Consider the following 12,884-nt stretch of genomic DNA (forward strand, 5'->3'; position numbering starts at 1 on the left):
GGGATTTTTTTTATGAAATATCCCTTGTTATGACTCTCGAATATCGCTAAACTTAATTCAATCCAACCCCAGAATTGGAGGGAAACATTGCGATTTCAGTTAAACAAATCACAGCTTATTCTTACCCAATCTTCCCCTTTACACCTTTTGCATCATCAGCTTCGAGACTTTTTAACTGGCAGGCTATGGCTACGCAATCAATCATTTTTAAGAAGTGAAACAATCGATCAGCAAATTAAGCTTGGCTATGTAGAAGTCATCTCTGGCGTTCAATTAATCTCTACAACTAATCATTTATTTTCCAAAGAAAAATGGCAATGTAATCGTTGTCGCAATATAAACCAACACTTTTTCGCATGTTTTCATTGTGCAAAGTGTGAACAGACATGTGTGTACTGCAGGCATTGCATTAACATGGGCAGAGTCAGTTCCTGTACACAATTAATAAAATGGATTGGTCCTCGAAAGAAAATAGTGTCCAAGGGAAATACGTTTGAATGGGAAGGTACCTTTACACCACAGCAAGAAAAGGCTTCTGTCGAGCTGATAGAAAGTGTACGCCTAAGTAGAGATCATCTTACGCATGCAGTTTGTGGAGCGGGGAAAACTGAGATTTTATTCCCAGCCATTGCCGAATGCCTAAAGAGCCATAAACGAGTATGTGTGGCGACGCCTCGAACAGATGTAGTGCTCGAGCTTGCTCCGCGGTTTCAAAAAGTGTTTCCACAAACATTTGTACAAGCACTTTATGGGGGAGCGGAGGTGGATAAACGCTATTCACAACTCATCATGGCAACGACACATCAGCTTTACCGTTTTGAAGAAGCATTTGATGTAGTCATTGTTGATGAAGCGGATGCCTTTCCATATACATTTGATCAAACATTACAAGAAGCTGTGCAGAAAGCAAAGAAACCGGAAGCACCCATTCTTTATGTAACCGCAACACCATCTGATGAATTAAACAATAGGATTAAAAAAAGCAAGGGCGGATATTCTTTTATTCCTAGAAGGTATCATACACACCCTTTGCCAGTGCCGCGTTTTGATTCATTGTTCAGTTATCAAAAGAAACTAACAAAAGGCAAAATCCCTCAAAAGCTAAAGCAATGGATCTGTGATCGGCTGGAGAAAGAAGAACCTTTTTTAGTGTTTTTTCCTACAATTGAGCTAATGGAAAAGTCGGTTGGCTTATTTCAGCAATTGCATCCAGCTATACAAGCTGTTCACGCAGAGGACTCAGACCGAAAAGAAAAGGTGCTAGCTTTAAGGCAGAGTAAAATACCAGGGCTTTTGACCACAACTATTTTAGAACGTGGCATCACCATTCCACGAGTGCAAGTAGCGGTGGTTGGTTCGGAAAGCGCCATTTTCAACAAAAGTGCGCTCATCCAAATTGGTGGACGTGTCGGCCGCTCAGCGGACCATCCTTCAGGAGATTTAGTATTCTTCCATCATGGCATTACGTTGGAAATGGATGAGGCACGAAGGGAAATCGTAAAGCTGAACGAAATGGAAGTGATTCAATGATGCACTGCTATTTATGCTCAGCACCATTGCGTCACCAACTTACTTGGAAGTTGCTGTTTACTTCAATGCCCGAGCCTGTTGTCTGTGAGAAGTGCTTGGGGAAATTTGAGCGGGTACAAGACAGCGAGCAAAAATATGAAGATGTCTTTGCGCTATATCACTATAATGGAGCGATGCATGATTATCTTCATCAATTCAAATTTGGGCAGGATGTTGTTTTAGCAGAAGTTTTTCGGTCAGACATTGCTACTTATTTGAAAAATAGTTCTGCGACGATTGTGCCAATTCCTATGCATCCTTTAAAGAAAAAAGAACGGACATTTGCCCTGGTGGATGAACTGTTGAGGGTTGCTAGCATCACTTATACACATTGTTTAGAGAAAATGACTACGCAAAACCAAGCGACTAAATCAAAATTGGAGCGGGAGCAATCAGAGCAATTTTTCAGTTTAAAGGAAGACTGTCAGATAGAGAATATCGATTATCTGTTGATCGATGATATTGTGACAACAGGTACAACTCTTAAACATGCTGCTGCGTTACTAAGGGAAGCAGGGGCGAGGAAAGTAACGTCATTTGCACTGATTCAAGGATAATAGTGCCTGTAATAATATAAACTCTTATTGACTTTTCACTTAATTTTCTATAGGCATATGCTTTTTGTTTTGCTATGATGTCCATAGAATGCCAAAAGTCTTAGTGGCTAATAAGTTGGAGGAATGACAATGGGAGAATTGCGAAATTGTCCGAAGTGCGGTGGCTTCTTTAATTATACTGGCGTAAGGGAAGTCTGCCCGAAATGTACACAGGATGAAGAAAAGATGTATGAAGTCGTCTATCGCTTTTTGCGTAAACGAGAAAACCGAGCAGCGACAGTTGAACGGATTGTTGAAGTCACAGGCGTGGAAGAAGAGCTTTTATATAAATGGGTTAGAAAAAACAGGCTGCAACCGGCCTTATTCCCGAATTTAGGCTATCCGTGCGATCAATGTGGACGCTTAACAACGTCGGGTAAACTTTGCGACGATTGTGCAGATGTATTGAAAAAAGAGCTGAATAAATTTGATGCAGCACGTGAATTTAGGCAAGCGAGAGATGAAAAAACGAAAGCAACTTATTTATCTGACAGAAATAATAAATAAAACACAAACCTTCATTCCTTTTGGCGAATGAAGGTTTTTTTATAGAAAAAAGTACTATACTAAATCACAAACAATAGGAACTCTTTCGTTTTATTGTGTATTGGCTTAACATTCACCAAATTGTACCGAAATAAAAAGTAGACGATCATAAAAAAAGAGGAGGTCATTACGTTGAAAATCCAAAATTACGGTGTGAATAAGGTAAATCCATACCAAAATCAATCATTAAAAACTGAGAAATTAAAGAAGAGTACGGTCAATATGACGGACCAAATTGAGATCTCATCTGCAGCGAAAGACCTTCAAGGAATCAAAAGCTACAGTACCGACCGCGCAGAACGCATTGGTCAAATTAAAGAACAAGTGGAAACAGGCAACTACAAAGTCGATGCAAATAAATTAGCATCAGACTTATTGCGCTATTACCGCAAATAAAGGAGAGAGAACATGTCCATAGAGCCGCTGTTAACCATCATGGATAAACTTGAAAAAATGCATAAAAGCCTGCTCAAACTAGCTTATCGCAAAACAGACCTAATCAAAGTCGGCGATATGGAAGCTCTCGACCAAATGCTGAAAGACGAGCAAGCACATGTACTAGCCATATCGCAACTTGAACAACAGCGCCAGAAGGCAGTAACGGATTACTTCAAAGCAAAGGGATTTGCTTCGTCTGGCAGTAATACTGTTGCACAAGTTATGGAAGCAGCTAGCACACAAGGTGAAAAAAACGCATTGAAAGAGGCTAGCGATCGCTTAGTTAGTCTTATAGATTCATTGAAACAGCAAAATGAATTAAATCAAAAAATGATTTACCAATCGCTACAATATGTCAATATGACGCTCGACTTGATGCGCCCTGAGCAAAATCAAGTGAATTATTCAAAAAACGAAACCAGAGGCAGCCATATGCCGAAAACAAATTTCGATTCGCAAGCATAAATGCACGAATTATTATAGGAGGAAAAAGAATGGGCTCCACTTTTATGGGTTTAGAAACAAGCAAGCGAGGCCTTGCAGCCCAACAACTAGCACTTTACACAGTCGGCCATAATATTTCTAATGCCAATACAATCGGCTATTCGCGTCAACGCGTCAACTTGCAGCCGACTCAAGGATTCCCGGGTGTAGGCACAAACTCACCTAGAATGCCTGGTTTTTTAGGTACAGGTGTTGAAGCGGGATCAATAGAAAGAGTCCGTGATAAATTTGTTGACAATCAATACCGACAAGAGACCAATAAACTCGGATTTTGGCAATCTACATCGCAAGTCATAACGCAAATGGAAGATATCTTAAACGAACCATCCGATTACGGGCTTGCCCAAACGATGAACGAATTTTGGAATTCATTGCAAGACTTAAGCGTACACCCAGAAGATGGTGGCGCACGCGCAGTTGTTGTTCAACGTGGCGTGGCAGTAGCAGATTCTTTTAACTACATGGCAACTTCACTAAAACAAGTACAAGATAACGTGGGCAAAGAAATTGGTATCTCACTAAGGGATATTAATTCAATTGCCGAACAAATTGCTAATATCAACAGACAGATTAAAGATGTAGAACCAAATGGCTACTTGCCTAATGATTTGTATGATGCGAGAGATAATCTTGTTGATGAGCTTTCTAGCTATTTCCCGATTGATTTGGAATATCAAAAATCAGGGGGCAACGCATTAGCTATTTCTGAAGGCTCGCTCACTATCTCTATTAAAATAGGAGATAAGAAGCTGAAGTTAGTAGATGGTGCAGAACATGCTGAACTGCGGACAGAGGGAGCTAAAGATGGCGTAACCCCTACAGAACCTGTAACTGGTTTCTATCTGGTCAAAAAAACACTTGATGGAGATAAAAAAGTTGTCGAAACCCCGATTAATAGCGACTGGTCATCACAAACCAAAGAGATACAAAAAGCGAGTACATTTACTGACACAGGTAAGCTGAAATCTTTAGTGAATTCATACGGTTACCTTGTAGGTGGCACAGAAGCAACAGATGGTACAGAAGGTACAAAAGGCACTCTTGTGGGTAAATTGCCAGACATGCTTGCAAACTTAGATAAAATGGCACAAGCTTTTGCGAAAGAGTTTAATGAAATTCATCAGGGCGGTACAGATTTAAATGGAGAAATAGGCAAAGCTTTCTTCGTAACAAAAGATGGATCAGGGGTAATTTCAGCTACGAATATCCAAGTTGATGAGGATATTGTGAAAGACCCAAAATTAATTGCCGCTTCCGATTCTCCAAAAGGTAACTCAGAACCAGGTAATGGTAAAAAAGCGCAAGAGCTTGCGAATATGAAGTTTTCGCCAATCAAAGAGTTAGGTGATATCAGTACGCAATCTTATTTCGAAGGATTAATAGGTCAGCTCGGTGTTGACGGCCAACAAGCAAACCGTTTGCAGTATAGTTCGGAAACGCTGTTACAATCTGTGACAGAACGTCGTGCATCCACTAGCTCTGTATCATTGGATGAAGAAATGACCAATATGATTACATTCCAAAAAGCATACAGCGCATCTGCTCGTATGATTACAGCAATTGATGAAACATTAGATAAAATTATTAACGGCATGGGCCGAGTAGGTCTATAGGTAGGAGGTAAAGTGAGATGCGTGTAACACAGTCGATGCTCTCGAACAATATGCTGCGCAATCTATCAAATAGCTACGGTAAAATGGGCGATTTGCAGCGCCAAGTGGAAACAGGGAAAAAAGTAAACCGCCCATCCGATGACCCTGTTGTTGTTATGAAAGGGATTAATTATCGTACCGCACTTGGAAAAGTAGAGCAATATGAACGTAACATAGGTGAAGTATCCAATTGGCTGGATACTTCTGACAGCACACTGGATAAAGTGAATGCAGCACTGCAACGGACGAATGATATATTAATTCAAGCTTCAAGTGATACTACAACAGATGAAGATCGTGATAAAATTAAAGCGGAATTAAAACAATTAAGACAGCATGTACAAGATTTATCCAATACAAAAATTGGTGAGAAGTATATTTTCAGCGGTACGAAAACAACTACAGCGCCATTTAATAAAGAAACAGGCGCCTATGAAACTGATCCAGCATTTGAAAAATCCATCAATATAGAGATATTTGACGGCATTTCATTGCAATCAAACACGATGCCACTCAAAACTTTCCAAAGTATTGATGATATGTTTGCAAAGTTGGATAGTGCTACAACAGCAGAAGATTACAGTAGTTCTTTATCGGATTTAAATACTAATAGCAATGATTTATTGACTATTCGTGCAGACATTGGCGCACGTCAAAATCGCGTGGAATTAATGGAAGATCGTTTATCATCGCAAGAAATTATTACGACCAAGCAAATGGCCGATAATGAAGATGTTGATTATGAAAAGGCAATCACTAACATGATCACACAGGAATCCATCCATCGAGCTGCATTGTCTGTTGGAGCTCGTATTATTCAGCCTTCATTGACAGACTTTTTAAGATAAGAGTTAAGCGTTTGGAACTATGTGTCCAAACGCTTTCTTTAAAGAGGTGACATCTATGGACATGCCGAAATTACAGTTAGAATCAACACAAGGGAAGTTAGGACTAAACATTCAGCAGCCTGTACAAGAAATCCAGCAGCCGCAGGCAAATCTAGATTTGGAACAGCCAGCAGCCATTCTCGAAATTAGTACGACTAAGCCCGAGCTTTCCATCGATACAACAGAAGCACGTGCAGACTTAGATATGATGAGCAGTATCAGACGCACAGCAGAAGTCGCTAGTTATAGCCGTGGGCAGCTACTCGAGGGAATTTCAAGAAGGGCAGGGGAGGGAGACGATCTTATGCGTATTGAGAATGGATCCAATCCAATCCCTGTACATGCCGAACAATCTGGAAGGCAACCTTATTCAGGATTAGGTATCAAGTTTGTTCCATCACCTGGCAGCGTCAAAATTTCATTCCAGCCAGGCAAAGCAAATATTGAAGCACAGCCACAAAAAGTAATCAACAACACTAAAATTAATAAGCCAATTCATAACTATACACCGGGTAAAGTAACTATGGAAACGCTACAGTATCCGTCATTAAAAATTGATTGGCAAGTATAAGGAGAGATAGCGTGAAAATCCAAACAGCCTATCTAGGAGAATTGGAGATTGAATCATCTCAAATTCTACATTTTGAACATGGCATTCCAGGGTTTGAGGGGGAAAAAGAGTTTGTCCTACTGCCCATTGAGGATAATGAGGCATTTCATGTGCTTCAATCAGTCTTAACAGCAGAGATAGCGTTTATCGTCACCAATCCTTATGAAATCACAACAAATTATAATTTTGAGATCGACGAAGCCATCGTTCATTCATTGCACTTAAGTGCCCCTAAAGAAGTTGCAGTCCTTTCAATTGTTTCACTAAAAGAAACAATCGAGCAATCAACCGTCAATCTTAAGGCTCCAATCGTCTGGAACACTAGTAATAATAAAGCAAAACAAATTATTTTAAACAATGAAGATTATAGTATCCGTCACCTAATTTCAACAGAAAGTATAAAGGGGTGAGGAGATGCTAGTACTATCACGTAAAGTTGGCGAAACCATTTGGGTAGGGGATGAAGTAGAGATTGTCGTTACCGAAATTAAAGGTGATCAAATCAAACTAGGCATCCAAGCTCCGAAAAGTGTAGAAATCGTGCGAGGCGAACTGCGAACAGAAGTGTCAGAATCAAACACAGAAGCAGTAATCCAAAATTTAGACATTTTTAAAAAGAAAAAGTAAAAAATTTAATTAAAACTATTAAACTATTACACATCGCTCCGATAGTAAGTATGTAACAGGGAAAAGAGACCGGCCGGCTTGATTCCCTGCCAAAAACAAAGGTTCACAAGGATGTGAACCGTATAATCCAAGGAGGAACAAATAATGATTATCAATCACAATATCGCAGCTCTTAACACACATCGTCAATTGGGTAGTGCAACAAATGCTCAATCAAAATCAATGGAGAAATTATCTTCAGGCCTTCGTATTAACAAAGCTGGAGATGACGCTGCAGGTCTTGCAATCTCTGAAAAAATGCGTGGACAAATCCGCGGTTTAGATATGGCTTCTAAGAACTCTCAAGATGGTATCTCTTTGATCCAAACGGCTGAGGGTGCATTAAACGAAACACATGATATTCTTCAACGTATGCGTGAGTTAGCAGTACAAGCTGGTAACGATACTAATACAACTTCTGACCGTGAAGAAATCCAAAAAGAAATTAACCAAATGACTTCAGAAATTAACCGTATTGGTAATACAACTGAATTCAATACTCAAAAATTATTGAATGGAACTAAAGACGGTGCGGCAGTTGCAGGTGTAACAGCAGTTGCTGGAGATTATACAGTAGCATTCTCAAATAATGACTTTACAATAGATGGACAAACATTTACTTTTGATGCATCTGCTACTGCTGGTGATACTGGTAAATTTAAAGATGCAACAGATTTAATTGCGAAAATCAATGGTAATACTAATTTAAATACAAAATATACTGCGGCTGCAGATGGTGCTAATTTTAAATTAACACAAAAAACTGGTAAAGAAACAGCTACTGCACCAACAGTAAATGGTGGTGCAGTAACTGTAAATACTGCAGGGGTTGACAAGGTTACTGCAGTTGCAGCAGATCCAACTAAAAGCTTAAAATTCCAAATTGGCGCTAATGAAAACCAAAGTTTAACACTAGACATTTCTGATATGAGAGCAAAAGCTTTAGGTATTTCCACTACCGGAACAGCAAACGCTAAATTAGGAGTTACTGATGGTACAAGTAGTACAACTACAGAACAAGCTCTTAGTGTTCTAACGAATTCTGCGGCTGCATCTGCAGTTACAACTATTCAATCAGCTATTGATAAAGTATCTGCTGAACGTTCTAAACTAGGTGCTAACCAAAATCGTTTAGAGCATACAATCAATAACTTAAATACATCTTCTGAAAACCTAACTGCTGCGGAATCTCGTATCCGTGACGTAGACATGGCGAAAGAAATGATGAACCAAACTAAGAACTCTATTCTTTCTCAAGCTGCACAAGCTATGTTGGCTCAAGCGAACCAACAACCACAAGGAGTTCTACAACTTCTTCGTTAATTTACCAAGGGAGATTGGGATTATCCCAATCTCTTTTTTTTTTTCATAATTAACATAGGTGCCTTAATTTTCAAGACTTCTATGTTAGTTATGTAATATTTCTAAGGAGACGAAGTCCATGACACTTACTCATACAATAATAGACAGTTACTTGTTCCACAATATATGAAACAATTTTCATGTATAGGCTCTGCTTGTGAAGACTCCTGTTGTATAGGATGGAGAGTAAATATCGATGAAGAAACCTATAAAAAATATAAAAAATCAAGTGATGCAGAACTAAAGCCGCTCTTTGCAAAGAATGTGACTAGACAACGTTCTAACGCGTCTTCAAAATCCTATGCTAAAATAAAAATGGACAAGAGAGGAAATTGTTCTTTCCTATCTGAAGAAAAGCTTTGTAGGGTACAGATGAATTTGGGAGAAGAATTTTTATCGAATACTTGTGCTGTCTATCCTCGCTCAATTAACAGTATTAATGATGTAGTGGAAAAATCAGCTACTATGTCTTGTCCAGAAGCGGCACGGTTGGCACTTTTAAATCCAAATGGGATGGAATTTGACGAGGTTGAAGAACCAGCTAATACTCCTGGATTTATCGTAAGAAACTTAAAGACAGATGAACTTAAAAAAACACCACAGAAGTACTTTTGGGAATTACGCATATTTTCTATTCAGGTTCTACAGGATCGTACTTATACGTTATCAGAACGGCTCATCCTTTTAGGAATGTTCTATCAAAAAGTACAGGAATACATTGATCAAGGCTATATTGATGAAATTCCTAATATCATTGCCAAGTATACTAATGTAATGGCAGATCGAGGTATGGAAGCTATGCTTGTTGAAGTACCATCTCAATTAGCAATACAAATGGAGTTATGTAAAGAACTAGTTGATTATCGATATAGCCAAGGGATTAACAGCCATCGATATTTTGAGTGCTTAACTGAGATGTTATCAGGTATTAACTATACCAAAGAATCTACCGTTGAAGAAGTTACTAATCATTATAAAAAGGCTATTGAAGACTATTACAATCCTTTTATGTCAGAACATGAATACATTTTAGAAAATTATGTTGTAAATCATGTCTTTAAAAATCTATTCCCTTTCGAACTTAAAACTCTTTTCGATGATTATGTGATGTTAATCATACACTATTCAATGATTAAGCTCCATTTAATTGGCATGGCAGGTTTTCACCAGGGGTTAACCACAGATCTTATTATCAAGCTAATTCAGTCTTTTGCAAAAACTGTTGAACATAACAATACCTACTTAATTAGAATATTTGATTTATTAAAAGATAACAAATTTACAACAATGCCTTACATGGCAATATTAATTAAAAATTAGGTTGAATTAAGTAATGCCATTGATAACGGAAGAAAAAATTAATTTATGTCAACAATATTTTAATCTTGTAAACGGAATTGAAGAGGGTTTTGTATATATTATAGTAGTTTTACTGATTTTAGTAAGACAGAGGGCGACCTAATATTATTTGATATTCTCGATTCTTTGACCAGTATTCTCAGGCAAACTTTTTACTTAAACACTTATTAGCGGACGATAAATCAATCCAACAGGCGATTGAAAAGTTTCAGTGTGTAACGGAAGCAGTTTTTAAACTAGATGGATATTTTGAACACTATTATATAAAAGTCAACATTATAAATGATTTTTTATATCCATCCTTTATAATATGGAAAGATATTATTCAAAATGCTTTAAATAAATATGTGTTACAATGATAAACCTCAATTCTTAACTCGAAAAAGTCTAGGTACTAAGAATTCTAAACACGTGAAATTTTTACATTCACGTTTGTTTAGACTACAAAGGTATTTCGTAAACATATGATATTCTTAATAATAGGCTTCTCTCTTTGAGAAGCCCTAATTTTATTTTGGAGAGTATATGTAATAATGAAAAATCTTTCGTATTTTTAGGATATCTCCTTATTTAGACTTTGGAAATATCTTCAGATCGTTTTAAAGGCTATCCATTCATTTTCGTATACGCGGTTTTTATTTCTTCTTATCACCTCTCAACTTGTCAATTTTATTAATTATTTTCTCTATGGAGGTAGTCCATTAGAGATTTCTCAAGCCAAAAAGTATAAGACGATTAGTCTTATCTTCATTTCTCAAGATGGATATATTTACATAGAACAATTAAAGTGATCTATTCAATTTCTCTATTTTCCACCTTTTAATATGATTCTTTTAACAAACACCATGCTTTGTCGGTACATTCTTCTAAACTAGAATGCTCATTGACGCCTATATTTTCCTTTTTTAAAATAGAAATATAAATTTTTTACAATTGAAGGAGACGTATATGAATATTGCCCCCTCAATTGTTATAAGAGGTGTTGCAGTAGGTGAAGATTCTCTATGAAGAGGCGAAGTGGAAGAGTATAGCTTCGGCACTGGAAAAAGTGAATGAAGCGCACAAGTATGACAATAAGTATGAGCATGCAGATGACCTATTTAAGGAATCGAAGAGCGAAATAGCAGACAAAGATATCGATAGAGCCATTACTTTTAGCCCCCAGACATACCAACCAGAAGCAAAACCCACCCGTGAGAAGTACAAAAAATTATATGATTATGCCAAGGGAATTGGTAAAATTATAGATGAAAAAGTAGACGAACCTTTCTATAAAAGCATCGATGAATATATGCAAAAGATGGCGGATATGAATGTTTCTGCGTACACAACAGCGAATACGATTAACGTTCAAACAGGTCCCTTTTTTTATAGACACGATAAAAAGGAAATCAAGCTAACGGATTTATATGAAGCCGACACGGAGTATTCTGATAACCTGAAAGCTGAATATGAGGCGTGGAAGCTGGAAAATCCAGATGTCAAAGCTTCCCAGGAGGATTATGAAACAGCCGCTTTAAATAGTGGTGCCTTTGAATATGAAGGCATCCGTGCGGGTCAAGAGAAGAAGGAATTTTGGTTTAATTTAATTGCTACAGGAGTTGTAGTAGGCTTAACGATTGTCTGCCCACCCGCTGGGCTCGTGGCAGGCGCTGCCTACACGGCCATTGATGTCGGAGGAGCCATCATGGGAGAAGATCTCATATCCGGCAGAAAACTCGCTGATAACGAACGACTAGTAAGGGGGGCATTTGCGATTGTGCCGGGCGCCGGCGCAGCTGCGGGAAAAGCCTTATTAAAAAATATGCCAGCTCTTGCGAATGTAATGAAATCAGCCTATAAAACTGTTGAGAATGCAGGGGGATCTGCCTTAAAGTCGACACTGGAACATGCGAGGAATCTAGGAAAAGCCCATGGCGATCAGCTGAAATTTACCCTGAAGCATCCAGTTCTCGCTGCAGTCACATCAAAGACAGGCCAACAAACAGTCCGCCAATCAGCCAAATTTATTGACAATGCCCTCCGCCCAATCGAAGTCCGTGCGGTTCAAACAACCGCTGGGAATGTAGTCACGGGTGTAGAACGAGGACTTCCATCTGGTAAACTCCCTGCGAAGGCGGATGAGTATTTAGCGGTGAAGCAGGCGGAGAAGGATGGGATTTTGACTGCTAAGGGTGCGGGTAAAGTAAACCTAAAAAACATCGATGAGTTTATTAATGGTACCAAAACTTTTGATGACGTTGTTGATGATTTTGTACGATTATACAGTGAAAAAATTCAAACAAACAAAACTTGGTCATGGAATAAGTCCTTACATGGGGGAGAGTATTTATCTGCTCGCCAAAAGAAATTGATAAAGGAAAAAGCAATTGCAGATGGTCTGATTCCAAATGTAAATGTTATAAAAGCAGATAGAATGAGATATGGTTTTGCAGATTTTAAGGGCGCTGGACTTGTGGTAGTGACTAAAGATTTACCAGAAGGTCTCTGGTTAAAGTCTGATGAGGCACAATTTGAATGGCTAGATAATATAATTGGAGGAAGACCAGAAGGGATGACATGGCACCATACGGAAGTACCAGGCAAAATGGAGTTAGTACCCTTTGGAATACACAATATAACTATTCATAATGGTGGCAGATCTACAGGAATGTGGGCAGATGCTCCCAGGTAGCAATTAAAGAAAGGAGAAGAA

The 12,884-nt window shown here is 38.4% G+C and carries 13 protein-coding genes; all 13 read left to right on the forward strand.

The window, feature by feature from the left end:
- Positions 1-87 precede the first annotated feature (87 nt).
- The 13 genes from AC6CHJ_RS02355 (at position 88) to AC6CHJ_RS02415 (ending at position 12,863) form a co-directional block, all read left to right on the forward strand.
- Positions 88-1,530 carry an ATP-dependent helicase ComFA gene (locus AC6CHJ_RS02355; protein ID WP_498287167.1) on the forward strand — a complete coding sequence of 481 codons (1,443 nt, stop codon included), beginning with the start codon at positions 88-90 and terminating at the stop codon, positions 1,528-1,530.
- Positions 1,527-2,126, forward strand: coding sequence for a ComF family protein (locus AC6CHJ_RS02360; protein WP_498287168.1), 600 nt, complete (start codon positions 1,527-1,529; stop codon positions 2,124-2,126). The genes AC6CHJ_RS02355 and AC6CHJ_RS02360 overlap by 4 nt, the downstream gene beginning before the upstream one ends.
- A 129-nt stretch (positions 2,127-2,255) precedes the next feature.
- Positions 2,256-2,672 carry a TIGR03826 family flagellar region protein gene (locus AC6CHJ_RS02365; RefSeq protein ID WP_498287169.1) on the forward strand — a complete coding sequence of 139 codons (417 nt, stop codon included), beginning with the start codon at positions 2,256-2,258 and terminating at the stop codon, positions 2,670-2,672.
- Between the two features lie 171 nt (positions 2,673-2,843).
- On the forward strand, positions 2,844-3,107 hold the full coding sequence (gene flgM / locus AC6CHJ_RS02370) for a flagellar biosynthesis anti-sigma factor FlgM (protein ID WP_498287170.1): 264 nt from the start codon (positions 2,844-2,846) through the stop codon (positions 3,105-3,107).
- A 12-nt stretch (positions 3,108-3,119) separates the two neighbouring features.
- Positions 3,120-3,614 (forward strand): flagellar protein FlgN, encoded by a 495-nt coding sequence (locus AC6CHJ_RS02375; RefSeq protein WP_498287171.1) that lies wholly within the window; start codon positions 3,120-3,122, stop codon positions 3,612-3,614.
- Positions 3,615-3,643: 29 nt separating this feature from the next.
- On the forward strand, positions 3,644-5,266 hold the full coding sequence (flgK, locus tag AC6CHJ_RS02380) for a flagellar hook-associated protein FlgK (protein WP_498287172.1): 1,623 nt from the start codon (positions 3,644-3,646) through the stop codon (positions 5,264-5,266).
- Positions 5,267-5,283: 17 nt separating this feature from the next.
- Positions 5,284-6,153, forward strand: coding sequence for a flagellar hook-associated protein FlgL (gene flgL / locus AC6CHJ_RS02385; RefSeq protein WP_498287173.1), 870 nt, complete (start codon positions 5,284-5,286; stop codon positions 6,151-6,153).
- Positions 6,154-6,208: 55 nt separating this feature from the next.
- Positions 6,209-6,763 carry a DUF6470 family protein gene (locus AC6CHJ_RS02390; RefSeq protein WP_498287174.1) on the forward strand — a complete coding sequence of 185 codons (555 nt, stop codon included), beginning with the start codon at positions 6,209-6,211 and terminating at the stop codon, positions 6,761-6,763.
- An 11-nt stretch (positions 6,764-6,774) separates the two neighbouring features.
- Positions 6,775-7,212: a flagellar assembly protein FliW gene (gene fliW, locus AC6CHJ_RS02395; RefSeq protein ID WP_498287175.1), complete on the forward strand. Its 438-nt coding sequence runs from the start codon at positions 6,775-6,777 to the stop codon at positions 7,210-7,212.
- 4 nt (positions 7,213-7,216) lie between these two features.
- Positions 7,217-7,429, forward strand: a complete 213-nt coding sequence (gene csrA, locus AC6CHJ_RS02400) for a carbon storage regulator CsrA (protein WP_498287176.1) — start codon at positions 7,217-7,219, stop codon at positions 7,427-7,429.
- A gap of 144 nt (positions 7,430-7,573) precedes the next feature.
- Positions 7,574-8,791, forward strand: a complete 1,218-nt coding sequence (locus AC6CHJ_RS02405) for a flagellin N-terminal helical domain-containing protein (RefSeq protein WP_498287177.1) — start codon at positions 7,574-7,576, stop codon at positions 8,789-8,791.
- A gap of 165 nt (positions 8,792-8,956) precedes the next feature.
- Positions 8,957-10,150 (forward strand): flagellin lysine-N-methylase, encoded by a 1,194-nt coding sequence (fliB, locus tag AC6CHJ_RS02410; RefSeq protein WP_498287178.1) that lies wholly within the window; start codon positions 8,957-8,959, stop codon positions 10,148-10,150.
- A gap of 1,030 nt (positions 10,151-11,180) precedes the next feature.
- The gene (locus AC6CHJ_RS02415; protein ID WP_498287179.1) at positions 11,181-12,863 is read left to right on the forward strand and encodes an HNH endonuclease; all 1,683 of its coding nucleotides are present in this window, start codon (positions 11,181-11,183) and stop codon (positions 12,861-12,863) included.
- The last annotated feature ends 21 nt before the right edge of the window (positions 12,864-12,884 follow it).

The organism is Rummeliibacillus sp. GQ308, from assembly GCF_059759115.1.